The following is a 23,691-nucleotide window of genomic DNA, read 5'->3' on the forward strand; positions in this document are numbered from 1 at the left end:
GCGTCCGTCAGCTCCCGAATGGCCACTGGTCATCAGGCAACAGTCTACCCAGCAGGTCGGTCAGCTCGAACCGCGAGCCACCTTCGAACTGCTCCGTGCCACCGCGCAGGCTCAGCCCCAGCGCCGTGGGGCACAGCGCATAGGTCCGCGACTGGGACGCCCCCAGCAACAGCTTCAGCAGGTTGACCCGCTGCTTGCGCCCGCCATAGGTCATGATCTCGAACCGCTCCGTGGGCGCCTTCGCCAGCGACAGCGCGTGACGGCACGCGTCCTCGAAGCCCGCGACCTGATCCACCAGCCCCACGGCCTTCGCCCGCACGCCCGAGTACACCCGGCCCTCCGCCAGCTGGTGGATCTCCTCCTTCGTCCGCCCCCTGCCCTTCGCGACGATGTCGAGGAACGCCTGGTAGATCTCCTCCACCTCGGCTTCCAGCGTCGCCTGCTCGTGCGGACTGAACCCACGTGAAGTCGAGAAGATGGCCGCGTTCTCCCCTCGGGCCAGCACCGTCCGGCGGATGCCCAGCTTCTCCATCAACCCGGACGCATCGAACTTGCCGGCGAACACCCCAATCGACCCCACCAGGGCGTGGGGCGCGGACCAGACCTCCTTCGCGCCCACCGCCACCATGTACCCGGCACTGGCGCACACCCGGTCCATGTACGCGATGACGGGCTTCTTCCGCGCCACCCGCTGCACCGCCTCCAGCATCTGCTCCGCCGCCAGCGGCGTCCCACCCGGGCTGTTGACGTAGAGAATCACCGCCTTCGAGCGCTTGTCCCGCCCCGCCGCGCGCAAGGCCTTCACCACCGTGTCCGCCGTCGCCATCCGTCCGCTGGGGCCCTTCCCCGGCACAATCATCCCGGACACGGGCACCACCGCCAACCGAGGAGGCCGCCGCACGGGCTTCCAGCGCACCGGGGGGAACGGCACCGTGGACAGGTACGTCGCCATGGGCTCCAGCTCCGTCTCCTCCGCGTCCCCTCCGTCCTTCACGAGCCCCAGGTGCACGGGCAGGTCCGCCTCGCTCACCAGCGCGTCCACCAGCCCCGCATCCAGCGCGCGACGGGCGCTGAAGGGCCCTCGATCGATCAGCGCCCGGACCTCCTCTGGCGTCTTCCGGCGCCCGCGCGACACCACGTCCACCAGGTCCGCGTAGCGCTCGTCCAGGAACGACTCCACCGTGCGCGTCTGGATGTCCGACACCACGGTGTCCGTGAACAGCTCCGGCGCCGTCTTGTAGTCACCGCGCCGGACGAAGTGCGGCCGGATGCCCGCGCGCGACAGGCCCTCGCCCAGAGCCGTGGGCTCGGCGGCGTAGCCCACCAGCTCCACGCGGCCCATGGGGGCCAGGAGCACCTCGTCCGCCGCGCACAGGAGCGCGTACGCCTCGTTGTCCACGCTCACCGCCCAGCCCACCACGCGCTTTCCCTGGCGCTGGAAGGCCGTCACCACCGACACGAGGGCGTCCCGCTTGGCGGGAGGGACGGTCAGTGACTCCACCTCCAGGAGGATGCCCTTCACCCGGGCGTCCTTGGCCAGGACCTCCAACGACTCGCGGAAGCGCTCCACGGAGGTGACATCCGAGGGCTCGGGGCGGCTGGCGCCCAGCCGGAGCTTGGGGCGGCGCTGCTCGCGGTACGGCGGATCACCCGTCAGGCGGAAGCGGACGTAGGTGGGCCGGTCCCCCGAGGAGAGCATCCGGAAGGGGGCACCCAACGCGGTACGCGCGAGGAGGGTCAGGTTGGCGAGGGCGATGAAGGGCAGGCGCAGCATGGCGTCCGGAAAGGAAATGTGGGTCTCCGGCCCGTAATGGACGCCCACTCCGGGTGCAAGCCCTGTTCAGTCCATCCGTTGGGTCGTGATAGCCTCGACTGCCATATGCGATACCTCGTTCCCCGGATGCTCCTCGTCCTCGCGCTCAGCTCGGGTGGTGCCGCGCTGGCCCAGCCGCCCCGCAAGCAGGTCCAGGAGTTCCAGGCGCCCCGCGAGATGACTCCCGAGGAGCGGGAGGCCGCCAAGCAGCGCGCCATGGGCAACAACCTCAACGCCTACGGCAAGGACGTCCAGCTCAAGCAGAAGCCGATTCCCTGGATGGCCATTGGCCTGGCCGGGCTCGTCTTCCTCGTCACGACGCCCTTCGCCATCCGCGCCTACCGGAAGACCTCGAAGGACATCGCCGGGCAGAACACCTTCGGCGTCAACCGCGGCGACGACGAGGCGGCCTGAGTCCCACCGTTCCGCCGGACCTCAGGCGGGACGGACCTCCACGCAGCCACCCGCATCCACCGCCACACGCACGGGCAGGAAGCGCTCCACGACGCGGGCGTGGGTGGTCAGGTGGTCGGTGATTCGCGCGGCCGTGAAGCGCGTGGTGCCCGGCGTCGCCGACCCCAGGCGCCCCGCGGCCAGCAGCGCGGCGGGCAGCAGGATCTGATCGGCGAGGTGCTCGTCGAGCGCGCCGCCCGTTTCCATGAACCGCGCCAGGGCCTCCCCGGCCTCGCGGCCCACGTCCTCGGCGGGACGGCCCCGCTCTCCCAGCGCGGTGAAGCCGGCGATGGTGTGCTCGAACTGGGCGAGCACGAAGGTCACCGTCCCCACCGAGCGCGTCACCGCCAAGGGCCGGTTGTCCGCCTCCGCCAGGATGCCGCGCTCGCGGAGGGCCGCCACCGCCGCGCGCGACTGGCGCTCCGCGATGGTGAAGGGCAGCCCACCCGTGAAGGACGACACCCGGACCTCGCGCAGCATGCCGCGCGCCGGCAGCTCCACCAGCCGAGGCGGCTCCTGCGGCGCGCCCACCTCCGCGACAATCTCCCCTGCCCCCTCCGGGTAGAACCCGGCATGGACCAGGGAGAGCAGCACGGGCAGGCCATAAGCGTGCGCCACGGGCTGCCACACGGTGGCCACGTAGTGGAAGCTGGGGCTGTGCGGCAGGTGCGTGCCTCCGCGCAGCGTGAGCCGCCCGCCGCCCGCCAGGGCCAGTGGATAGACGAGACACTGGAACAGCAGCGGCGTGCTGCCCGCGGTCCCCACCTCCAGCAGGTAGTCCCCGGCTCGCACCGGGCCGGGGGTGAAGGACAGCTCCGAGGCGCCGACGGTGGCGCCCGCGCTGGAGGCGCTGCCGCCGCACAGGGCCTCGGCGCCGCGCACACAGGCCAGGTGCTGGGGCCGCAGACCGGGCGGGTCACGTCGCTCGCGCAGGCGCGTGATGTGGAACGGCCGGCCGGTGATGAGCGACAGCGACAGTGCCGAGCGCAGAATCTGCCCGCCGCCCTCGCCTTCACTCCCATCCAGCCGCACCGGCCCGGTGTCGGGCCCCTCGGTGCCGGTCATGACCCTCCCGCTTCGGGTGCCACCACGTGAAGGGCGCAGGGTAGCAGGAACGCAAGGCCCCCATGCCCAGGAGAACGCCCTTCTCCCCACCGCTGTACAGAAGGAGCCCTGATGGCGGTGGGAACGGTGGTTTCCACCGCGCGCTACTCGTCCAGCGCAGGCAGCACGCCTACCTGGATGAAGCTGGGGTTCGCGGCCGAGTGGTAGACACGGTGGAAGGCCCGCGTGAAGTGCTCTTCCTTCGCCTCGAAGATGTTGGGCACGTAGGTCTGCGGGTTGCGGTCGATGAACGGGAACCAGCTCGACTGGACCTGGATCATCACCCGGTGGCCGCGCTGGAAGGTGTGGAACACGTCGTTGATGGTGAAGCGCACCTTCGTCACCTCGCCGGGCTTGAAGGGCTTGGGCTCGCTGTAGCTGTCACGGAACCGGCCGCGGAATGGCTCGCCGCGCACCAGCGTCTGCTGGTGGCCCCGGTTCTTCTGCCCCTTCTCCTCACTCCCATTCCGCCACCCGCGCACCGTGCCCGGGTTGACGTCCACCAGCTTCACCACCCAGTCCGCGTCCGTCCCGGTGGTGGAGACCCACAGCTCCGCCTCCAGCGGCCCCGCCACCGTGAGGTCCCGCTCCAGCGGCTCCGTCTCGAACACCAGCACGTCCGGCCGGCGCGCCGCGAAGCGCTGGTCCTCGGTCATGTAGTTCCTGCTCCAGCCCGTCGTGAGCTCCTGCGTGTAGGGCACCGGCTTGTCCGGATCGCTCACGTACTCGGCGAAGGACGCGCCGGTCGCCTTGGGGGCCTGGGTGGACAACCCGCCCTTGGGCTGGAAGTAGAGCCGCGTCTGGCGCAGCCCCTTGGGCGGCCAGGTGTCGAAGCGGCGCCAGCGGTTGGCGCCCGTCTCGAACACCATCGCCTCGGGCACGTCCGGCTTCGGGCCCCCCTTGAGGTGGTGCTTGAAGAACTCCAGCGCCAGCGTCTGGTACGCCGCGCTGGTGGCGAAGCCGAAGTCCGCGTCGCCCAGTGAATCACCGTCGTCGCGCTGCCAGCCGCCATGCGGCCACGGGCCCATGATGAGGCTGTTGGAGATGCCCGGGTTCTGCTTCTCGATGGCGGCGTAGGTGCGCAGCGGGCCGTACAGGTCCTCGGTGTCGTACCAGCCGCCCACCGTGAGCACGGCGGCCTTGATGTTCCGCAGGTGGGGCAGCAGGTTCCGGGCCTGCCAGAACGCGTCGTAGTTGGGATGCGCGGCGATCTCCTTCCAGAACGCGACGTCTCCCTTGAAGTACCGCGTGTCGGCGTTGCTCAAGGGGCCCAGGTCCAGGAAGAACTGGTAGCCATCCGGTGTGCCGAAGTCGAAGCGCTGCCACTCCTCGTTGTCCGTGGGCCCGGTCCGGGGCTTGCCGAACGACGAGAAGAAGCCGAACGCGAGCGACAGGTTGAAGGCACCATGCCGGTGCATGTCGTCCCAGAACCAGTCGGCGATGGGCGCCTGCGGGGACACGGCCTTGAGCGCCGGGTGCGAGTCGATGGCGCCCGCCGAGGCGTAGAAGCCGGGGTAGGAAATCCCCCACTGCCCCACGCGCCCATTGTTGTGCGGGACGTGCTTCACCAACCACGCGATGGTGTCGTAGGTGTCGGTGCTCTCGTCGAAGTCCTTCGGCCCGGACTTCTTCGCCTTGTGCGGCCGGACGTTGACGAACTCGCCCTCCGACATGTTGCGGCCACGCACGTCCTGGAAGGCGAAGATGAAGCCTTCCTTCTCGAACGCCTCGGTGGGGCCCAGCGCGGGGGGATACCTGTCCGCGCCATAGGGCGCGACGCTGTAGGGCGTGCGCACCATGAGGACGGGATAGCGCTTCGCCGGTGAGGCGTCGATGGGCACGTACACCGAGGTGAACAGGCGCGTCCCGTCCCGCATGGGGATGCGGTACTCGTACTTGGTGTACTGAGACCGGACGCGCTCGGTGCGCTCGGGGGAGATGGCGGGGCGCTTCGGAGCCGGCGTGGTGGACTGCGCCTGCGCCGGGCCTGCGGCAAAGGCCAGTAGGACCGCCGCGAGGGCACGGGACACGGGATGCATGGACGCTCCTGGAACGATGAACCTGGAAGGCCGGCCCCCAACAGCCTGCCCGCCTGCTTGTTCCCGGAATCAGATCCGCTCTTCGCCGCCGTCGTCCAGCCCGTACTTGCGCAGCTTGTCATGCAGGGTGGCCCGGCCGATGCCCAGCCGCCGCGCCGCCTCGCTGCGATTGCCGCCCGCCATGCGCAGCGCGTTCAGGACGAGCCCGCGCTCATACGCCTCCACCCGCTCCTTGAGCCCCGCGCCAGCCGGGCCCTCCTGGGCGGCGGGCCGGGACGCGTCGGCGACAACCCCCGGGGCATCAGGCGCCAGCGCTCCCGGCTCGGCGGAGGGAAGCTGGCTCAGGTCCAGCATGCCCCCGCTGGACAGCGCGACCAGGCTCTCCAGCGTGTTCTCCAGCTCGCGCACGTTGCCGGGCCACGGCAGCGCGCGCAGCCGCTCGAAGAAGCCCTCGGGGAGCTTCAGGGGCCCGGTGTGGAACCGGTCGATGAAGCGGTCCAGGAACACCCGCGCCAGCACGGGGATGTCCTCGGGCCGCTCGCGCAGCGGTGGCACGCGAAGCAGCACCACGTTGAGGCGGTAGTAGAGGTCCTCGCGGAACGTGCCTTCCATCGCCAGGCGGCGCAGGTCCCGGTGGGTGGCGGCGATGATGCGGACGTCCACCTTCACGGGCCGATCCTCTCCCACCGGCCGCACCTCACCCTCCTGGAGCACGCGCAGAAGCCGGGCCTGCAGCGTGGGGGCCAGCTCGCCCACCTCGTCCAGCAGCAGCGTGCCTCCATCCGCCTCCCGGAAGAGTCCTGGGCGCGAGCGATGCGCGCCGGTGAAGGCTCCCTTCACGTGACCGAACAGCTCGGCCTCGGCCAGCTCCTCCGTGAGCGCCGCGCAGTTGAAGCGCAGGAAGGGCCGGTTCGCGCGCGGCGAGGCCCGGACGAGCGCGTCCGCCACCCGCTCCTTGCCCGTCCCGCTCTCACCAGTGATGAGCACCGTCACGTCGCGGGAGCCGGCCAGCTGCACGAGCTGCGCGAGGCGGGCCATGGGCTCGGACACGAAGACGAGGGAGCGCGACAGGTTCAGCTCGCCCGACAGCCGCGCGTTCTCCTCGCGCAGCCGCACCGACTCGAGCGCGCGCGACACCACCGCCAGCAGCTCATCCACCTCGAAGGGCTTGCGGAAGTAGTCATAGGCCCCGGCCTTCATGGCCTCCACCGCGAAGCGCTCCGAGCCATGCGCGGTGATGACGATGACGCGGGGCGCGGTGGGGAGCGTGCTCAGCCGCCGGACCAGTGCCATGCCGTCCATGCGCGGCATGCGCAGGTCGGAGATGACCAGGTCATACGGCCGCGCGGCCAGCTTCGCGAGCGCGTCCTCACCATCGACCGACTCATCCACCTCCACCCTCGGGAGGCTCCTGAGCATCTCCCGCAGCGTGAAGCGGACGCCCGCGTCGTCATCCACCACCAGGACGCGGGGCACACGGCTCGCCGCGCCGCCAGCCTCATCCCACATGCGCGACTCCATGCACGGGCCTCAGCACCTCCGCGGGGAGCTCCCGGGGGAGAATCATCACGGCTTCACAGCCGCCCACCGGCGCGTTCCCCAGCATGACGTCGCCGCCGTGCTGCCGCGCCAGGGCACGCGCCACCGTGAGGCCCAGACCGGAGCCCTTCGCCTTGGTCGTGACGCCCGCGTCGAACGCCCGTCCGCCCAGCTCCAGGGCCAGCCCGGGACCCATGTCGCGCACGATGACCTGGACCTCGCCCGGTTGCGGCGCGCTCACCGCCACCGTCACCCGGCCTCCCGCGGGGCTGGCCTCGATGGCGTTGTGAAGGAGGTTCATCATCACCTGCTTCACCTTGCGCGGGTCGCACATGGCCTCGACCGGCTCCGAGCCCACGCGCTCCAGCCGCACGCCCTGCCCCGCCGCGAGCCCTTCGTGGAGCACCAGGGCCTCGTCACACAGCGCGCCCAGGTCCACCCGGCTCACCGTGAGCGGAACCAGGGGCCGGGTGAAGTTGAGGAACTCCTCCAGGATGTCCTGCATCCGCACCACCTCGCCGGCGAGCACCTGGAGTCGCTCGGCCGGCTGCGGACGCCCTGCCTCCCGTGCCATGAGCTGGGTGAGGCCCTTCACGGTGGCCAGCGGGTTCTTCAGCTCGTGCGCGATCTCCCCGGACATCGCCTCCAGGGCCCCGGAGTAGGAGCGATGCGTCGCGAGCAGCTCGTCCCGGATGGCGAGGGCCTCGCTCATCATGTTCTCGAAGGTGGTCCGGACGGCGCTCCCCGCGATGCTGCAGACGATGAGCGCCAGCGCCACCACCAGCGCGCCGGTGGCGAGCAACAAGGGCTCGGGCGAGCCGAGGAACCACAACGGCAGACCGGGTATCAGCCCCGAGACCTGGACGACGGAGATGATCAGCAGCGACCCGAGCTGCAAGCGCAGGAGCCAGCGCCGCTCCGCGCGGGATGCCGCGAGGCTCGACAGGAACCCCAGGGGCAGCGCGGCCGCCAGGACGGGGCTCGCGATGCCGCCGGTCCCGACGATGACGCACTGGAGCATGATCTGGCCCATCCAGAGGTGGGCATCCAGCGACTGCTTGCTGACGCCTTCGCGTTGATAGCGCCGATACTCATGAATGAGGAAGACGAACGCGCCCACGCCCACCAGGCTCATGAACGCGCATCGCCAGGGTGCGCCGTCCAGCACGGCGATGAGCACCGAGGACAACAACAGCACCAGGGACACGACGAGCCGGAATCGGAGCAGTTGGCCGAACAGTCGGCCGAAGTGCTTGAGCTGCAGCTCCTCGACGATGCGCTGCGTCCGTGAATCCATGAGCGCCTCTTCCCCGGGTGCCGCGCTGCTCAGGGCGCGTCCGCCTGGCCTCCTTCGATGACGCGAAGACTCGGCGCGCGTTCCCGCTCTCCACGCGTGGACCGCTCCGCGGGCACGGTGCGTTCAGCCGGCCTCTCGGGCACACTCGCAGCGGTGGACGCCGCGCGCCGCGGCGAGGGCCGGAGCGGCAGACCGTAATAGAGGTACATGTCGAGAAGCATGGTGGGCCTTCCCCTTTCGCCCAGCACTCAGCAATGGTGATGCCACCGGGACCGGCCTCCCTCCGGGGCATGCCTCCTCCGAAGCGGAGGCGGAACGCACCGTGCCACGTAGGCCGCACGGCCTTCTCGTGAAAAAAGATGAAGACTCACGAGCCCCCTGCCGCGCGGTGTGGGTCGTGTCACGCTCCGAGCTGAAGCCACCGCCGGGCTTCCGACGGGGTGTCGGATTTCCGGCAGGCCCCCGCACGGTCATCCGGCACGCAGGTCTGGCCCCCGAGCCGGACCGGGGACGTCCCCGCCCGGCTCAGGCGTGCAGCGTCTCGTGCCTCGCGAGCATCTCCACGAACTGCTCGATGCGGCGGGCCCGCGTCTCCGCCTTCTTCGCGGTATGGACGCGCCACAGGATGGCGTAGCGGTTGGCCGCGTTGAGCGTGGAGAAGAACGCGGCGGCCCGCGCGTTGGCGGCCAGCGCCTGGGCCAGGTCCTCGGGGACGGTGGCCTTGCTCGGGGAGGCGTAGGCCGCATCCCAGCGGCCATCCTGACGGGCTTGCTCCACCACGGCCATGCCAGACGGCTTCATCCGGCCCGCGGCGATGAGCGCCTCCACCTTCTCGCAGTTGATCTTGGACCAGACGCTCTTCGCGCCCCGGGGCGTGAACTTCTGGAGCCACGCGGTGTCATCGAAGGCGTTCTTCTGACCGTCAATCCAGCCCCACTCGAGCGCGACCTCGAGCGCCTCGGCGTAGGTGACGGATTCGATACCCGAGCCCTTCTTCGCCAGCTTCAACCAGAGGCCGCGCGACGAGGCATGGTTGGCTTCGAGCCAGGACGCCCACGCGGCGGGAGACGCGAAGGCAATCACGGGGAGCTCGGCGGCGGGGGCCTTCTTCGAGGCGGTCTTCTTCGTCGGAGGCATGGCTGCGTCAGCGGATAACACGAGCCCTCGGTGCCCCGCCAACCTTCGCTGGACCCTTTGGCGCCGTGGTGCGGACCGCCGGCATCTGGTCCAGGCGCCTTGCGAGCGAGCCTGGGGAAAGGAAGGTCTCACGGCGACGTGGGCATACCCATGGCCAGTCACCGGACCCGGGTTGACACGCGCCGACGGTGGCGCGCGACACGTCCGTGGGTTACAGCGCCGCGGACATGACGCATCAGGCTGCGGCTTCCGGGCTCACCCTCTTCCAACATCGCGACTTTCGCTTCTACCTGCTGGCGCGCCTGTGCGCGGTGCTCGCCGTCCAGATTGAGTCGGTGGCCATCGGCTGGCAGGTGTACGAGCTCACGGGCAGCGCGCTGGCGCTCGGCTACACCGGCCTGGCGCAGTTCGTCCCCTTCTTGTCCCTGTGCCTGGTGGGTGGACAGGTGGCGGACCGCGTGGACCGGCGCACCATCCTCGCCGTGTGCCAGACGGTGATGTTGGTGTGCAGCCTGCTGCTGCTCGCATTCACCCTGGGCCACATCCGCGACGTGCGCTTCGTCTACGGCGTCCTGGTGCTGTTCGGCGCCGCGCGCGCATTCCATGCCCCGGCGGGCTCCGCGCTCACGCCTCACCTGGTGCCACCCGAGCACCTGACGCGCGCCGTGGCCATCAACTCCACCACCTGGCAGGTGGCCACCATTGGCGGCCCGGCCGTGGGCGGCATCCTCTACGGCTGGGCGGGCGCCACCGGGGCCTATACGGCCTCCGCCACGCTGTGCGCGCTGTCGGTCCTCTGGATTCTCACACTCAAGGTCCGCACCGGCAGCGCGTCCTCGGAGCCCCTGTCGCTCACGACGCTGGTCGCGGGGCTCGGCTTCGTGCGGCGTCAGCGCCTGCTGCTCGGCAGCATCACCCTGGACCTCTTCGCCGTGCTCTTCGGCGGCGCGGTGGCGCTCCTGCCCATCTACGCGCGGGACATCCTGCACACGGGGCCCTGGGGCCTGGGCCTCCTGCGGTGCGCGCCCGCGGCCGGCGCCGCGGTGGTGGCCGTGTTCCTCGCCATGCGGCCGATGGGTGGCAACACCGGCCGGAAGATGTTCATCGCGGTCGCCATCTTCGGAGCGGCCACGCTCGTCTTTGGCATGAGCCGCTCCCTGCCGCTCTCACTGCTGGCGCTGGCGGTGGCGGGCGCCGCGGACATGATCAGCGTCGTCGTCCGGCACACGCTCGAGCTGATGGCCACCCCGGACGACATGCGCGGACGCGTGGGCGCGGTGAACATGATGTGCATTGGTGCCTCCAACGAGCTGGGGGAGTTCCGCGCGGGTGGGCTCGCCGAGTACGTGGGCGCCGTCCCCGCGGTGGTCGCGGGGGCCCTCGGCACGCTGGCGGTGGTCGCGCTCTGGGCCTGGGCCTTCCCCGAGCTGCGCCGGGTGGACCGCCTGGAGGCCTTCGCGAAGAAGGAGCCCGCGGCGCCCGCGAGCTGAGCAGGTCCGGCGCTCAGGCCTGCGCGCCGTCGTAGCTGACGCGCAGTCCGCGGTGCGTCACGGTGATGAGCGGCCGGCCGAGCCAGCCGCAGTGCCTGCACACGGCGCTGGGCCCCGAAGGGGTGACGCGCACCGGCAGGTCCGCCGCGCAGACGGGGCAGCCCTCGGGAATCGTGTAGTCACGCGAGGTTGCGTTCACTTCGGTCATGTCTTTGAGCTAACGCAGTCGCGCCCCGCCGCAAGCAGGCGGGCGGGCGCGTCCGCGTGCATTCCACCGAGCGGCCGTGCGTGCGCACGACGGCACAATCGCGGCCCGGTAGGCCGACTCACGCCGGGTCCAGCAGCTTCCGGAAGGCCTGCGCAGCCGCCTCCTCCGTCACCTCTCCCAGGTCCTCGCTCACCTGGAGCTCCGTCTCCGAGATGCCCGGCACGCGCGTGGGGCTGAAGCCATTGGCCACCCAAACCTTGTCCTCGCTCGCGATGCGATCTCTGCGAGCGGACAGCTCCGCGGGCTCGCCCCGGAGGTAGACGCGGAACATGCTCGTCTGTGCCGGACGCGGAAGTACCGTGAGGCGATCATCCGACGCCAGGGCCTCCGAGAGGAGCTTCGCCCGTCGGACGTGCTCGGGGATGCGTGCCAGGGCATCATCGAGCCGCATTGCCGCGGAGGCCACGAAGGGCAACATCTGGTAGACGTTGCCGCCATGCCGGTGGCGCCACGTGCGAGCGCTCCGGATGAAGTCTCGCTTCCCGGCGAGCATGGCCCCGCCAATGGCACCCACCGTCTTGTAGAACGACACGTAGACGGAGTCGAAGCCCCGGCAGACGTCCGCGTACGAGCGCTGGTAGAAGGGCTGACATTCCCACAGCCGCGCCCCATCCATGTGAAGCTTCACGCCCTGTGAGCGGCACGTCCGCTTGAGGTCCTCGAGCTGGGCCCATGTGGGGAGCTGTCCCCCCAGCCAGCGGACCGGCAGCTCCACGCTCACCGTCCCCAGCGCCTCGCGCGCCCCCCGCACGTCGGTGGCCAGCAACGGCCGGATCCACGGCGCGATGATGACGTCATGCAGCCCGTGGAGCACCACGTGGCTGTTGTTCTCGTGCAGCACGTGGTGGGACGACGGATGTAGCCCCACGTTCCGGTTCCCGCTGGCATCCGCGTAGATGCGGAGCGCGATGAGCTGGCCCATCGTGCCGGTGGGCATGAAACACGCGGCCTCGCAGCCGAGCAGCCTGGCGATGCGAGCCTCGAAGTCCTCGATGAACGCGCTGCCGCCGTAGAAGTCCTGCTCCAGGCCCCGGCGCTGCACCCACTCGCCAATCCGGATGAGTTCGGCGCCCGGATCCACGGTGGCCCCGGGAGCAAGCGCCGCACGGCAACCTCGGCGCAGCGCCGCGGACGACACCCGTGATGGCTTCGGCGTGACGGCGGCCGTCTTCCCCGGAGGGGCCGTTGCCTGCGCCGGTGGCACCGCCGCTCGGGCTCCCCGAGGCACCAGCGTGGCTCCCGAGAGCAATCCGGTGAGCGCCAGGAACTCGCTTCGACTGAGGTGCCGAGGACTCATGGAACATGAGCCTACCGCGAGTCGTCGATTGAACACGCGCGGCAACGCGGGCGTCGCAGCCCCACTTCCTGACGCAACGCAGGTGGGCGGCTCGTGCGGCGCCCCCCTCTGCCCGACACGACCCGATTCGCCGGTAGAGGTCCGCCGCCGCGCGGAGTATGGGAGGCGGCCATGCCCCTCCGCCTCGTGAAACGACTCGCCCGGGACTGGTTCCTGCTGGGGATGCTGGCCGCCATCGTCCTGGCCGCGGTCTTCCCCGAGCTCGGCATGGCGGGTGGACCGATGCACGCGGACGTGGTCGCGAACGTGGGCATCTTCGCGGTGTTCCTGCTCCACGGCCTGGGGCTCCCCGCGGCCCAGCTGCGGACCGGGGCACTGCAGTGGCGCGTGCACCTGGTGGTGCAGGCCTTCACGTTCGGGGTGTTCCCCCTGCTTTGGTGGCTCAGCGACGCCCTGCTGGGTCGCTGGCTGCCGGAGGACGTCTCGCTGGGCCTGCTCTACCTCTGCGCCGTCCCGTCGACCATTTCCTCGTCCGTGGCGATGACGGGCGTTGCCAGGGGCAACGTCCCCGTGGCCATCTTCAACGCCAGCCTGTCCAGCCTGCTCGGCATCGTCCTGACGCCGCTCCTCATCGGCCTGTTCGCCTCCGTCACGGGACAGTCCCTCTCCATGCGTGACGCCGTCCTGAAGCTCGCCACCCTCCTGCTGCTACCGCTGGCCCTGGGGCAGCTGCTGCGTCCGCTCCTGGGCGCCTGGTTCGCCCGCTACCGGCGCTACACCAACGCCTTCGACAGAGCCGTCATCCTGCTGCTCGTCTATGCGTCGTTCTGCGACTCCATCGGGACGGGGCTGTTCACGGACCAAGGCTGGGAGGTGCTGGGGATGGCCTTCGCGGGCGCGGTGAGCCTCCTGGCCATCGTGCTGACGCTGACCACCCGCGTGGCACGGGCCCTGGGGTTCTCCACGGAGGACGAGATCGCGGTGGTCTTCTGTGGGTCGAAGAAGACACTGGCGTCCGGGGTGCCCATGGCGCGCCTGCTCTTCGGCGCGTCGCCGGCCCTGGGGCTCATCGTCCTACCACTCATGTTCTACCACCAGGCCCAGTTGCTGGTGTGCTCGGTCCTGGCGGAGCGCTACGCGAAGCGGCCGGCGCGACCCGCCGCGTAGGGGCAGGTGCGCCGGCTCCTCCCCGAGGACACGTCCCATTCGCTCGCGTCTGTGATAGGGCGCGGGAACGTATGACCGAGCCCAACAGCCCATCCGGGGACCGGCTTGACCCGGCGGGTACTGCCCGGGCTGGAATGCGCGTCATGGCCGACCGACTCGTCTTCCCGCCCATCGTCGAAGGACTCTTCGTCCGAGGACTGTCAGGACGGGTGACGCCCCTGCTCAAGGAGCAGCTGCGAAGCGAGGGCCTGGACCTGGACCGGCCCCTGCTCCCCGCCTACCCGCTGGAGACGTGGATCCGCTGCGTCTCGCTCACGGCCAAGGCACTTCACCCGGCCGAGCCGGACGAGGTGGCCTGGCGGATGCTGGGCGAGCGAATGATTGACGGCTATCGCGACACGCTGATGGGCCGGGCGCTGCTCGGGGTGATGAAGCTGCTGGGGCCCTGGCGGATGCTGTCCAAGGCGCAGCACGGCTTCCGGACGAGCAACAACTACACCGAGGTCCGCATCACCCAGAGCGGCCCGGCGGAAGCCAGGGTCTGGCTCAACGAGCCCGGCATGCTGCGCTACTTCAAGCAGGGCGTCATGCTCGCCATGTCCCGCGCCGCGGGTGGCGTCGCCACGACGGTGGACGTGCAGGACTTCGACGACCACTGCGTCACGTACCGCGTCGCCTGGAAGGAACCTGGGCGCTGAGGCGGCTTGCCCTGGAGGTCTCCGCTCTGCGACGTTTGCCCCCAGCTGGCGCGACCGCGCCAACGATGAGGGGGATGACATGCCGTCGAGCGAGCGAGCCAATCTGCCGCGTTGGAAGGGGCAGCAGGGCTACTTCGAGATCTGGTTCCTCTGCGTGCTCGACCCGGGCGGTGAGCGGGCCTGGTGGTTCCGCTACACGCTCTTCACGCCCGCGCCGGGAGCCCCTGGCGGGCCCCGCGCCATGCTGTGGGCGGCGTCCTTCGACTGCGCATCCTCCACGCCCGCCCTGGCGCTGAAGGCCATCCATCCCCTCTCCCGGTTCGTCGCCAACGCCACCGGGCGTTTCGGCATCCGCATCGGAGACGCCGAGCTGGCACCCGGCCGGTGCCATGGCCGCGTCGAGTCGGGGGGCCATTCCATCGCGTGGGACCTGCGCTCCACCCCCGAGGCCGGGGAGGCCGTACGCCGCACGCCCCGTGGCGCGAACCTGCTGCCACTGCCCACGCAGGTGGCGCACTCCCAGGACGACATGCGCTTCAGCGGCACCGTCACGGTGGATGGGCACCCGTACGAGGTCCAGGGCGCTCCAGGCCTTCAGAAGCACCTGTGGGGCCACCGGAGGCTGGAGGAGCTGACGTGGCTCTACGTGCCGCGCTTCCAGGAGGACGCGGACGCGCGCCTGGAGGCGCTCTCCGTGCTGCCTCGTCGCTCGGTGCTGAGTCCCCGGCTCACCCCCATCTATCTGCGCACCGGTGCCACGGAGCACCGCTTCCACGAAGCACCGGGCCTGCTCTTCACGCACATGGAGGCGCCGCGCGCCGGAGCGCTGCGCTTCCGCGCACGCTCGGCCACGGTGGCGGTGGAGGGCCGCGCGTGGTGCGACCCGCGGACGCTCGTGGGCTACGTCTACCGCGACCCGACGGGCTGGGACGTCCACGTGGCCCAGAGCGACGTGGCCACCTGCGAGCTGGAGCTCTTCACCCGTCCTCACCCCTTCGCGGCCTGGAGGCCGGACGGTCGGCTGACCTCCACGGTGGGCGCCCTGGAGTTCCACGCACCCGAGCCCCTGGAAGGTGTGCGCTACATCGGCTGGGACGACACCTCCGTGCGCGAGCCCGGCGGCGCGCCGCCCGCCGCCGCGGAAGGCGCCGGTTGAGACGGCTCACCGGGCCGTCAGCTTCCGGAGCGCCTCCAGTGCCTCATCCGCCCCCACACCGAGGAACAGCAGCAGCGTGGCGATGAGCGCGGCGTTGACGAGCCAGCCGTTGCGCAGGCTCCCCACCCACTCGCGGCGGTTGTTCATCCACAGCAGCGTCGCGGCGAGCAGCGGCATGAACAGCGAGCCCATCACGGCATAGGCGAGCTGCGCCCGCTGCAGCGGCACCCACAGCAACGGCAGGGGCACCACCGCCAGCGCCACGAGGTACCAGCGCCAGGCGCGGGTGTCTCGCAGCGCCACGTCCGTGACGGGCGCCTTGCGATGGATGCGCAGGAAGTCCGCGAAGAGGTACGGAACCCCCTCCCAGACCCCCAGCAGGCTGGAGAACACGGCCGCCCAGAAGCCCCCGAGGAAGAGCCAGTAGCCCACCGGGCCGATGACGTCCCCCAGCCGCTGCGCCAGCAGCAGCGCCACGCGCAGGCCGCTGCCCTGGAGCTCCACGGTGGAGCCGATGACGACCATCGCGATGCCGAACAGGGCCGTGAGCGCATAACCCACCGCGAGGTCTGCCTGGCATGTCCGCAGCCACCCGGTGCCTTCTCGGCCCCGCTCGCGAATCCAGTAGCCGTAGGACAGCACCGTGACGGTGCCGCCCACGCCGCCCAGCAGGCCCAGGACCCACGCCGTGCCCCCCTCCGGCAGCGACGGCACCACGAGCCCCCGGGCCGCGGCGCCCCAGTCCGGCCCCGAGGCCACGGCCGTGACAATCACCGTGACGAACATCACGCCGATGCACGCGGCCATCAGCCGCTCGAAGAAGCGGAAGCCGCCCGCCCACACGAGCCCCAACCCCACCAGCGAGTGCACCACGCCCCAGAGGCGCCGGGACGTGTCCGGGTCCGCGGACAGGGGCCACAGCGCGTCGCCCGCCGCGCCACAGGCGGAGATGAGCGCCCCTCCCGTGAAGAAGCTCCACCCCACCAGGTAGATGAAGAACGCGTAGCGCAGCCAGGCGCCGAAGCGGGCCCAGCCCTCCAGCACCGTCGTCCCGGTGGCGAGCTGCCAGCGCGCGATGCCTTCGTTGAGGAAGCCCTTCAGCACCGCGCCCACGACGGCGGCCCAGAGAATGGTCATCCCCACGGCGGAGCCACCGAGGCTGGCGGTGAGCAGGTCCCCTGCTCCCACGCCCGTGGCCGCCACGAGCATCCCGGGCCCGAAGCGAGCCATCAGCCCCAGCCGCGCCGGCGGGACCGCGGCGGTCGACCGCGCCGTTGAAGGAGAGGACGTGTCCATGGGGGCAGGCCCTGGACGGTACTCCGCCGCCCTCGCTCAGGCCATGGCCTCCAGCGCATCGAGCAGCACCGGATACGTGTCGCGTGACGCGGTGCTTCCCATGAAGGTGTCCAGGTGCCCGTATCCCGCGAGCACCTTCCGCTGGTAGTACGACGCGCCGTTCTCCTCGCGGAGCCACTCGTACGTGAGCTCCGTGGACGCGGGCATGTACGTGCCGTTCAGCTCGCCGGAGACGAAGGTGATGGGGCGCCGCAGGTGCTCCGCGCGGAGGTAGGACGGCGGGCGCTCGCGGCCGTAGCGCCGGAGGTTCTCCTCCCGGCCGTAGTCGAACCCCAGCGCGTACCCGGCGCGCGCCATCTGCGCCAGGTGGCGGAACGTCAGCATGTTGCAGGGGCCGAACTGCTCGTCGAGCCGCTCATGCGTCTCCCGGTTGATGCGCGCGTGCCGGAAGAGCTGCCCGTACATGAAGGTCAGCCGGTGGCACACCGTGCTGTCGCACTCGTGCCGGAACAGGTCCACGAGGGTGCCGAAGGCCGCCTGGAACAAGGGGCTGCGCGGGTCCTCGTCGGGTGTGAGGTAGTCTCGCGTGAGGTCCAGCACGTCCGGCAGCCGCAGCATGGCCTTCAGTTGCGTCGTCGGCGGGACGATGTGGTGCAGCGCCACCTGCGACGCGACCACGCCGCGCACGTCCGGCAGATGTCCCGCCGCCATCGACATGAAGAAGGTCGCCGAGCCCGCGCAGTGCACCACGGCCTGCACGGACTCCGCGCCGGTGCGCTCGCGGACTTTGCGGACGGCGGCGGGCATGTCGTGCCGGGCCGCGTCGTCCAGCGTGAACTGCCGCAGCGGCAGCTCCACGCTGGCGCGCCAGTCCAGCAGCCACGTGTCATAGCCGTGGCGCACCAGGAACTGGACGAAGTTCTCCCGCACCGTGGGCAGCATGAACATGCCGCTCCACACCCCTGCCCCGTGGACGAGGAGCACGGGGCCCTTGCGCCCCCCCTGGTAGCGCGTGAGCTGCAAGGGCGCGCCGTCGCCCGCTGGAAAGTCGTGGCGCTCGGCGGAGGGAAAACTGTCCATAGCATGTTCCTCGTGTGCTTTCAGAAGCCCTGCACCACGGCCTCGGCGATGCGCTCGGCCACGGCGCTGATGGTCATCACCGGATGGAAACCAATGGCCGTCGGGATGACCGAGCCATCCGCCACGTACAGTCCGGGATGGTGGAAGACCTCGCCCTCCGTGGACACCACGCCCCGCTCGGGAGTCTCCGCCAGGTGGGCACCGCCCAGCGAATGCACGGTGAAGGGCCGCTTGAAGAGCTGCCAGGTGATCAGCGGCGAGAATGTGGCGCCGTACTGGGCCGCCAGGGCGCGCATGGCCTCGGTCATCCGCCGGACCAGCTCCGCGTTCTCCCCGGCGAAGTCCCACGCCACGTCCAGGTGGCCGCCCCTCAGGTGCATGCGCCCGTTCGCGTTGTCCTGCCCGATGCCGAAGAGGTTGGACGTGCGCGCAGCATCCACGTCGTTGCGCAGGGGCCGGCTCAGCAGTCCCTTCGCGAAGGCGGCGTGGACCCATGGCCCCAGGCACGTCCACAGTGGCGCGCCGATACCTTGGAAGGGCCCGACGTCCGGCTGGCCCATCCCCGCCAGCACCTCCGTCGCGGGCTTGTTGAAGGTGGCCGTCACCAGCGTGAAGCGCGGCTGCGAATCCGTGAAGCGCATCACCGTGGACACGTCGGGGCCCACCCACGGCAGGATGTCCTCGCGAGCTCCCTGCATGGACGCCAGGAAGTCACCGTTGCCCGAATAGCCATGGCCCAGGCGCCTGCTCACCCGGGGCAACGTCCGCGCGACATCCCGGCTGCGCAGGAGGATCTCCACCGTGCCCAGCGTCCCCGCCGCCAGCACCACGCGCGAGCCCTCCACGGCGTACTTCTCCCCCGACACCAGGTCCTGGCAGTACACCCGGTAGCCGTCGCGCACCGGCTCCACGTGCGAGACGAGCGTCCGGGCCAGGACGTGCGCCCCCAGCGCCTCCGCCCGCGCCAGGTACGTGAGGTCCATGGTGTTCTTCGCGCCGTGCTGGCAGCCGAACTCGCACTCCGCGCAGAGCTGGCAGACGCGGCGGTTCGGCCCCGGGGGCTCGGTGAAGGCCACGGCCACGGGCGGATCGAACGTCTCGCGGCCCATCCCCCGCGCGGCGCGCTGGAAGAGGTCCCGCTTGCGCAGGGGGATGGAGGTGGGCACCGGGTTCAGGCGCAGCTCGTGGGCGACCCGGTCGAAGTACGGCTCCAGGGAGGCACGGCGATAGGCCGCGGGCCAGCGTGGATCCTCGAAGACCTCCGCGTCCGGCCGCACGTGGACGTTGGCGTAGATGAGCGACCCGCCGCCGACCCCGCTGGCCGTCACCGTGCCGATGCCGGACAGGAAGCGCACGTCATAGAGGCCCTGGGCCTGGTGCCGCGAGGACTGGCGCCAGAGCACTTCGTCCGCGCGCTTCACGTCCCGGGGAAACCCGCCGGGGCGGTAGCGCTTGCCGCGCTCGAGGACGACCACCGACTTGCCGGCCTGTGACAGGCGCAGGGCGTTGATGGAGCCCCCGAAGCCGGAGCCCACGACCACCACGTCGTACCGCGTTGCCTTCGCCACGTTGCGCCTCTCCTATTCCAGCTTGGTGCGCGCGAAGACGTCCCAGAGGTTGCCCATGAACATGCTCCCGAAGCGCTTCAGGGCGTGGGCCTTCGCGAGCGACGACGTCGTCCCCAGCACCGTGAAGGTCGTGAGCTGCTGGAGGAAGTCCGGCATGCCCAGGCGGATGACGCCGCTGGCCACCACCGGTGCCTGGCGGTCCACGCCCCGGCGGATGACGGTGTGGAGGGTGGAGGTGTCGGCCCACATGTCGAAGCCGTCGTCGTCGCGCACGTGCTTGTAGCCGTCGAGCAGGTACTGCTGGCCGTCCACGCCGGTGAAGGGCAGCAGGTAGAGCATCCGCCGCTCGTAGTAGCTGTCCGTGTCCACGAAGAGGTTGAACACGCCGCGCTCCACCTTGGCGCCCCGGGGCGGCGTGAAGCCGTGGACGTGGACGGTGCCTTCCGCGATGCCCCCATGGGCCTTCTCCGCGAGGAACCGGTCCAGGTTGGGCAGGGTGATGGTGACGGTGAACTCGGCCACGTGGCCCTCCGCCTTCCCCTGCTCCTCCGCGCCCAGGAAGTCCGTCTCGGGCTCATGCCCCGGCGTGATGTAACCCCGCATCCGTTCGGTGAAGCGCAGCCCCACCACCGGCGTGGGCGACAACACCGTTCCCCCCTCTGGAATCACCACACCGTGCATCGGGTCCTCCCTGGGCACCACCCGGCGTGGTGCTTCCTCCATGGTCATGGTCATCCGCATCGACGCGCGGAACGGCTCCACGGCGCTCCGGCCCGAGGGCGTCCCGGCGCGCTCCGGCGCGGTCCAGGACGGGTGCCCCAGGGCCTCGCGGATGGCGCGCTCGACGTTGCGCTCGGCCACCGCGGCGATGGTGGATGACGGGTTCACTCCCGTGCTCGACGGCAGCGCGGCGCCATCGAGGACATACAGGCCGGGGTAGCCATGCACCTCACCGTCGGGCGAGAGGACGCCGTACGCGGGCTCCTCCGCCATGGCGCAGCCCCCCAGGTTGTGCACGGACACGGGGATGTGGAGCCGGTCCCAGAGCGGGTTGTAGACGGCCCGGGCCCCGAGCGCCCGGGCGATGTCCTGGCACAGCTGCTCCTGCGTCCGGTACAGCGGCAGGTTGGCGGGCACGTCCCACCGCACCTCCAGGTCCCCCGTGACGGGCCGCAGCGCCAGCCGACCGTTGGAGCGATCCCGCCCCATGGCCAGGAACACCGCCTGGAAGCGCCCGCGCTCCTTGTCGATGGCCGACCCGGTACCCGCGCGCCGGCGAAGGGCGCGCACCAGCTGCGCCTGCAGCAGGTCCGAGGGGATGCGGAAGTCCCCCTCCGGATCCAACGCCTGGAGAAGGCCCGCGGCCTGTCCCGGGTGCCCTCCCTCCTGGAAGAGGAACCACGTCTTGTCGGCCCCCTGCCCCTGGTCCACCACGAAGCTGGTGGTGATCGTGGGGCCCTCCGAGGGGTCCCAGACCTCGCGGGTATCGAAGGCAAAGGCGAGGAAGTCACCGTTGGCCGAGTAGCGGCAGCCCAGCCGGTCGCCGATATTTGGCAGCGTGCCCCACTGGTCACGGCAGCGAAGCAGCAGCTCCGTGGTGTTCACCGCGCCCGCGCAGAGGAAGATGCGCCGGGCGTCCACGGTGCGCTCGGCGCCGCCGGCGGCGTGGTCGGTATAGGTGACGCGGTAGCCGGCGGGAGACAGGGGCTCGATGCGCGTGGCCTCCGCCTGGGTGGTCATCTCCGCGCCCTGCTGCTCGGCGACGGCGAGGTAGTTCAGGTCCAGGGTGTTCTTCGCGCGGACGTTGCAGCCGATGTCACACTCACCGCAGTAGTTGCAGCCCTCCTGCGCGACGCCGAACTTGTTGGGCAGGGGCTCGCCGGCGGGGGCGAAGCGCACGGCGAGGTCCGGGTAGAAGAACTGCTGCTCGCGGCCGAGTTTGCGCGCCGCCTCCCGCATCCGCTTCGCCTTGGTGGGCAGGCCGCGCGCGGACGCGGTGATTGGCTGGAGGTCCAGCATGTACGCCACCAGGTCGTAATACGGGTCCAGCGCGGCGCGGCTGTAGCCCTCCGGCCAGTCCCACTCGAAGGTCTCCGCGGGCGGGCGCAGGTGGACGTTGGCGTAGATGAGCGAGCCGCCGCCGAGGCCGGCGGACTGGACGATGCTCATGCCCGGCAGCAGCTTCACGTCGAAGAGGCCCTGGCCGTACTGCCACAGCCAGCCGTTGAACGGGTTGCTCCAGTCGCGGGGAAAGCTCCCCTTCGGGTAGCGCAGGCCTCGCTCCAGGACGCGCACGGACAGGCCCGCCTGTGCCAGCCGGCAAGCCGCCACCGCGCCCCCAAAGCCGGTGCCAATGACCAGTGCGTCGTAGGTCGGCGCCATCTTCCCCCCTCTTTGCAACCCGTCCCAGGGCAGGTTTCGACTGCCATCCTATCAACGCACGAGGGTCTGATCCTTGGACCTCCCTCCATGGAGTGGGTCCAAGCCCTTGAATTCTCTTTTTCACCCGTGCGGCACTTATCAGGCACGCGGGCTGCACTGAGCCCCCTTCGAGCCGGACACCCCAGCGGGATTCTGGGCACAGCCAGCCGGAGGCACGTGCAACGTCCTCGCAACGACAGACATCGCGGCAGGTCGGCGGCGCGAGGGCACGACACAAAGTCACACGAGGTCAAAACTCAAAGATGAAGCCAGCCCAGAAACTGAATTCGCGGCGCCGTCACGTTCGAGGCATGACGCTGATCGAGATCATGGTCGTCATCACCATCCTCGGGCTCATCGCCGCAGCCGTAGGTGTCTCGGTCATGTCGAACCTCGAGGAGGCCAAGCAGAAGACGGCCGCCCTGGACATCAAGACGCTGGAGACGGGGCTCAAGCTCCACTACATGAAGACCGGCAGCTTCCCGGACACCCACGCGGGCCTGGAGGCGCTCCTTGAGGCGCGATCGGTGGAGCGGCTGCCCAAGGACCCGTGGAACCGCGACTACGTGTACCTCAACGAAGGCGGCAGCCCTGTCATCCTGTCGTACGGCGCGGACGGTGCCCCGGGCGGTGAGGGCAGCGACGCGGACATCACCTCCCAGGTGGAGTCACCATCGGCGAGCACGGCCCGCAACAAGCCCAAGGGCCTCCGCTAAGTAGGCCGCCAGAAGTTCCGAGACAAATTCCGGCCGCATGCACAGCTTCCAGGGCATGCGACCGGCAAGGAGCCCTGCCGAGCTGGGGCTGACAGCATACGACAGGCGGAAGCTGGAGCGGGCGCTGCGGCAGGCACGCGATGCCCGCCACTTCCGCCGCCTTCTCGCCATCAAGCTCATCGCCGAGGGCAAAGGCCCGGGCGAGGCCTCGCACCTGGCGGCCTTGAGTCGGCCGGCCGTCTACTTCTGGTTGGAGCGCTACCTGACAAAGCGCACCCCGTCCGCACTGGTGGATGCCCCGCGCTCAGGGCGGCCCAGAAAAGCCCCGCGTCTGACCTCTGAGCGTCTGCGCAGGGTGGTACGCGCCAGTCCCGAGAAGGCGGGCTGGGCCAGCCATGGCTGGACGGTGCCGCTGCTGTGCACCCACCTGAAGCGCAAGGGTTTCGAGGTGTCAGCCCGCACGCTGCGCCGACGGTTGCATGAGGCGGGCCTGGCGTGGAAGCGGCCGCGGTACGTGTATGCGACGGCGGCGCCTCACCCGGGGCAGAAAAAGGGGGCCTTGTTCGCCGTCTGAAGCGGCTCAAGCGCCAGTGGCCCCGGGCGGTGCTGCTTGTCATGGACAGCACGCTGCTGCGCTGGTTTCCACCGCTGCGCGCGATGTGGACTCCGGTAGGCGAGCAGGCGTTGGTGAAAATTACCGGCGAGAATGCCAAGCGCACGCTGTGGGGCGCCATCAATCCACGCACCGGCAGGCGCGTCGTCATGGCGACCCGGCGCGGCAGGCAGGAGGACTTCATGGCCTTCCTGCGTGCACTGCGCGCTGCCTACCCCGGTCGCTCACTGCTGCTGGTGCTCGACAGGGCCAGCTGTCACACCGCCCAGAAGTCTCAGCGGCTCGCCGCTCGTCTCGGTATCCACCTGGTGCTGCTGCCCAAGCAGCGCTCGGAGCTCAACTGCATGGACCACCTTTGGCGTCCGCTCAAGCAGCACGTGTCGGCCAATCGGCAGTACCCTACGGTGGAGCAGCACGTCGACGCCGCCATCGAGTGGGTGCTAGCCCTCTCGCCCCAGGACGCCCTCCGCAAGGCAGGCTGCCTCGCCGAGGGCTTCTGGCTGCGCGATTTGTTAGAGAACTTCTGGCGACCTACTTAG

At 70.4% G+C, this 23,691-nt stretch carries 20 protein-coding genes; 8 read left to right on the plus strand and 12 right to left on the minus strand.

Going from position 1 to position 23,691, the window contains the following annotated elements; genetic code table 11:
* Nucleotides 1–7: 7 nt before the first annotated feature.
* Nucleotides 8–1,822: a signal peptide peptidase SppA gene (gene sppA / locus VZL07_RS34745; protein ID WP_426752233.1), complete on the minus strand. Its 1,815-nt coding sequence runs from the start codon at nucleotides 1,820–1,822 to the stop codon at nucleotides 8–10.
* A 78-nt stretch (nucleotides 1,823–1,900) separates the two neighbouring features.
* On the opposite strand from sppA, the gene VZL07_RS34750 reads away from it, so the two are divergent.
* A complete protein-coding gene (locus tag VZL07_RS34750; protein WP_426757436.1) occupies nucleotides 1,901–2,227 on the plus strand; it encodes a hypothetical protein in 327 nt (108 codons plus the stop codon).
* Nucleotides 2,228–2,248: 21 nt separating this feature from the next.
* On the opposite strand, the gene rtcA is transcribed toward VZL07_RS34750, so the two are convergent.
* The 5 genes from rtcA to VZL07_RS34775 form a co-directional block, all read right to left on the minus strand.
* Nucleotides 2,249–3,331 carry an RNA 3'-terminal phosphate cyclase gene (gene rtcA / locus VZL07_RS34755; protein ID WP_426752234.1) on the minus strand — a complete coding sequence of 361 codons (1,083 nt, stop codon included), beginning with the start codon at nucleotides 3,329–3,331 and terminating at the stop codon, nucleotides 2,249–2,251.
* Nucleotides 3,332–3,474: 143 nt separating this feature from the next.
* Entirely contained in the window at nucleotides 3,475–5,409 is a 1,935-nt protein-coding gene (locus VZL07_RS34760) for a CocE/NonD family hydrolase (protein ID WP_426752235.1), read from the minus strand.
* Nucleotides 5,410–5,478: 69 nt separating this feature from the next.
* The gene (locus tag VZL07_RS34765) at nucleotides 5,479–6,918 is read right to left on the minus strand and encodes a sigma-54-dependent transcriptional regulator (protein ID WP_426752236.1); all 1,440 of its coding nucleotides are present in this window, start codon (nucleotides 6,916–6,918) and stop codon (nucleotides 5,479–5,481) included.
* Nucleotides 6,908–8,245, minus strand: coding sequence for a sensor histidine kinase (locus VZL07_RS34770; RefSeq protein ID WP_426752237.1), 1,338 nt, complete (start codon nucleotides 8,243–8,245; stop codon nucleotides 6,908–6,910). Before VZL07_RS34770 ends, VZL07_RS34765 begins: the two co-directional genes overlap by 11 nt.
* A gap of 525 nt (nucleotides 8,246–8,770) precedes the next feature.
* The gene (locus VZL07_RS34775) at nucleotides 8,771–9,382 is read right to left on the minus strand and encodes a YdeI/OmpD-associated family protein (protein ID WP_426752238.1); all 612 of its coding nucleotides are present in this window, start codon (nucleotides 9,380–9,382) and stop codon (nucleotides 8,771–8,773) included.
* A 227-nt stretch (nucleotides 9,383–9,609) separates the two neighbouring features.
* Between VZL07_RS34775 and VZL07_RS34780 the strand changes: the two genes are divergently transcribed.
* The gene (locus VZL07_RS34780; RefSeq protein WP_426752239.1) at nucleotides 9,610–10,872 is read left to right on the plus strand and encodes an MFS transporter; all 1,263 of its coding nucleotides are present in this window, start codon (nucleotides 9,610–9,612) and stop codon (nucleotides 10,870–10,872) included.
* A 13-nt stretch (nucleotides 10,873–10,885) separates the two neighbouring features.
* Here the strand turns inward: VZL07_RS34780 and VZL07_RS34785 are convergent, their stop codons facing one another.
* Nucleotides 10,886–11,080 carry a hypothetical protein gene (locus tag VZL07_RS34785; RefSeq protein ID WP_426752240.1) on the minus strand — a complete coding sequence of 65 codons (195 nt, stop codon included), beginning with the start codon at nucleotides 11,078–11,080 and terminating at the stop codon, nucleotides 10,886–10,888.
* Between the two features lie 118 nt (nucleotides 11,081–11,198).
* A complete protein-coding gene (locus VZL07_RS34790) occupies nucleotides 11,199–12,437 on the minus strand; it encodes a threonine aldolase family protein (protein ID WP_426752241.1) in 1,239 nt (412 codons plus the stop codon).
* Between the two features lie 171 nt (nucleotides 12,438–12,608).
* Here VZL07_RS34790 and VZL07_RS34795 point away from each other — a divergent pair, with 171 nt between their 5' ends.
* From VZL07_RS34795 to VZL07_RS34805, 3 genes are all read left to right on the plus strand, one after another.
* On the plus strand, nucleotides 12,609–13,604 hold the full coding sequence (locus VZL07_RS34795) for a bile acid:sodium symporter family protein (protein WP_426752242.1): 996 nt from the start codon (nucleotides 12,609–12,611) through the stop codon (nucleotides 13,602–13,604).
* A gap of 143 nt (nucleotides 13,605–13,747) precedes the next feature.
* On the plus strand, nucleotides 13,748–14,302 hold the full coding sequence (locus VZL07_RS34800) for a DUF2378 family protein (protein WP_426752243.1): 555 nt from the start codon (nucleotides 13,748–13,750) through the stop codon (nucleotides 14,300–14,302).
* 79 nt (nucleotides 14,303–14,381) lie between these two features.
* Nucleotides 14,382–15,458: a hypothetical protein gene (locus VZL07_RS34805; protein ID WP_426752244.1), complete on the plus strand. Its 1,077-nt coding sequence runs from the start codon at nucleotides 14,382–14,384 to the stop codon at nucleotides 15,456–15,458.
* Nucleotides 15,459–15,464: 6 nt separating this feature from the next.
* On the opposite strand, the gene VZL07_RS34810 is transcribed toward VZL07_RS34805, so the two are convergent.
* Genes VZL07_RS34810 through VZL07_RS34825 form a run of 4 tightly spaced genes read right to left on the minus strand, consistent with a single transcriptional unit; the run spans nucleotide 15,465 to nucleotide 21,784 of the window.
* A complete protein-coding gene (locus VZL07_RS34810) occupies nucleotides 15,465–16,754 on the minus strand; it encodes an Nramp family divalent metal transporter (RefSeq protein ID WP_426752245.1) in 1,290 nt (429 codons plus the stop codon).
* A 36-nt stretch (nucleotides 16,755–16,790) separates the two neighbouring features.
* Nucleotides 16,791–17,834 carry an alpha/beta fold hydrolase gene (locus VZL07_RS34815; RefSeq protein ID WP_426752246.1) on the minus strand — a complete coding sequence of 348 codons (1,044 nt, stop codon included), beginning with the start codon at nucleotides 17,832–17,834 and terminating at the stop codon, nucleotides 16,791–16,793.
* A 20-nt stretch (nucleotides 17,835–17,854) separates the two neighbouring features.
* A complete protein-coding gene (locus VZL07_RS34820; protein ID WP_426752247.1) occupies nucleotides 17,855–19,402 on the minus strand; it encodes a GMC family oxidoreductase N-terminal domain-containing protein in 1,548 nt (515 codons plus the stop codon).
* Nucleotides 19,403–19,414: 12 nt separating this feature from the next.
* A complete protein-coding gene (locus tag VZL07_RS34825; RefSeq protein ID WP_426752248.1) occupies nucleotides 19,415–21,784 on the minus strand; it encodes a GMC family oxidoreductase N-terminal domain-containing protein in 2,370 nt (789 codons plus the stop codon).
* A 302-nt stretch (nucleotides 21,785–22,086) separates the two neighbouring features.
* Here VZL07_RS34825 and gspG point away from each other — a divergent pair, with 302 nt between their 5' ends.
* From gspG to VZL07_RS34840, 3 genes are read left to right on the plus strand one after another with little or no spacing between them, the layout of a single operon-like run.
* Entirely contained in the window at nucleotides 22,087–22,539 is a 453-nt protein-coding gene (gene gspG, locus VZL07_RS34830; protein WP_426752249.1) for a type II secretion system major pseudopilin GspG, read from the plus strand.
* A gap of 55 nt (nucleotides 22,540–22,594) precedes the next feature.
* Nucleotides 22,595–23,113 (plus strand): helix-turn-helix domain-containing protein, encoded by a 519-nt coding sequence (locus tag VZL07_RS34835; protein WP_426750665.1) that lies wholly within the window; start codon nucleotides 22,595–22,597, stop codon nucleotides 23,111–23,113.
* Nucleotides 23,114–23,154: 41 nt separating this feature from the next.
* Nucleotides 23,155–23,691, plus strand: coding sequence for a transposase (locus tag VZL07_RS34840; protein ID WP_426750664.1), 537 nt, complete (start codon nucleotides 23,155–23,157; stop codon nucleotides 23,689–23,691).

This window comes from Pseudomyxococcus flavus, assembly GCF_050038885.1.
In the GTDB taxonomy this organism is placed as follows: domain Bacteria; phylum Myxococcota; class Myxococcia; order Myxococcales; family Myxococcaceae; genus Myxococcus; species Myxococcus flavus.

Coding starts and splice junctions, on each gene's coding strand:
- VZL07_RS34815 (WP_426752246.1), bottom strand. CDS start 17,834: ATGGACAGTTTTCCCTCCGCCGAGCGCCACGACTTTCCAGCGGGCGAC.
- VZL07_RS34760 (WP_426752235.1), bottom strand. CDS start 5,409: ATGCATCCCGTGTCCCGTGCCCTCGCGGCGGTCCTACTGGCCTTTGCC.
- VZL07_RS34795 (WP_426752242.1), top strand. CDS start 12,609: ATGCCCCTCCGCCTCGTGAAACGACTCGCCCGGGACTGGTTCCTGCTG.
- rtcA (WP_426752234.1), bottom strand. CDS start 3,331: ATGACCGGCACCGAGGGGCCCGACACCGGGCCGGTGCGGCTGGATGGG.
- VZL07_RS34805 (WP_426752244.1), top strand. CDS start 14,382: ATGCCGTCGAGCGAGCGAGCCAATCTGCCGCGTTGGAAGGGGCAGCAG.
- VZL07_RS34780 (WP_426752239.1), top strand. CDS start 9,610: ATGACGCATCAGGCTGCGGCTTCCGGGCTCACCCTCTTCCAACATCGC.
- VZL07_RS34790 (WP_426752241.1), bottom strand. CDS start 12,437: ATGAGTCCTCGGCACCTCAGTCGAAGCGAGTTCCTGGCGCTCACCGGA.
- VZL07_RS34825 (WP_426752248.1), bottom strand. CDS start 21,784: ATGGCGCCGACCTACGACGCACTGGTCATTGGCACCGGCTTTGGGGGC.
- VZL07_RS34835 (WP_426750665.1), top strand. CDS start 22,595: ATGCGACCGGCAAGGAGCCCTGCCGAGCTGGGGCTGACAGCATACGAC.
- VZL07_RS34750 (WP_426757436.1), top strand. CDS start 1,901: ATGCTCCTCGTCCTCGCGCTCAGCTCGGGTGGTGCCGCGCTGGCCCAG.
- gspG (WP_426752249.1), top strand. CDS start 22,087: ATGAAGCCAGCCCAGAAACTGAATTCGCGGCGCCGTCACGTTCGAGGC.
- VZL07_RS34810 (WP_426752245.1), bottom strand. CDS start 16,754: ATGGACACGTCCTCTCCTTCAACGGCGCGGTCGACCGCCGCGGTCCCG.
- VZL07_RS34800 (WP_426752243.1), top strand. CDS start 13,748: ATGGCCGACCGACTCGTCTTCCCGCCCATCGTCGAAGGACTCTTCGTC.
- VZL07_RS34840 (WP_426750664.1), top strand. CDS start 23,155: ATGGACAGCACGCTGCTGCGCTGGTTTCCACCGCTGCGCGCGATGTGG.
- VZL07_RS34770 (WP_426752237.1), bottom strand. CDS start 8,245: ATGGATTCACGGACGCAGCGCATCGTCGAGGAGCTGCAGCTCAAGCAC.
- VZL07_RS34785 (WP_426752240.1), bottom strand. CDS start 11,080: ATGACCGAAGTGAACGCAACCTCGCGTGACTACACGATTCCCGAGGGC.
- VZL07_RS34775 (WP_426752238.1), bottom strand. CDS start 9,382: ATGCCTCCGACGAAGAAGACCGCCTCGAAGAAGGCCCCCGCCGCCGAG.
- VZL07_RS34765 (WP_426752236.1), bottom strand. CDS start 6,918: ATGTGGGATGAGGCTGGCGGCGCGGCGAGCCGTGTGCCCCGCGTCCTG.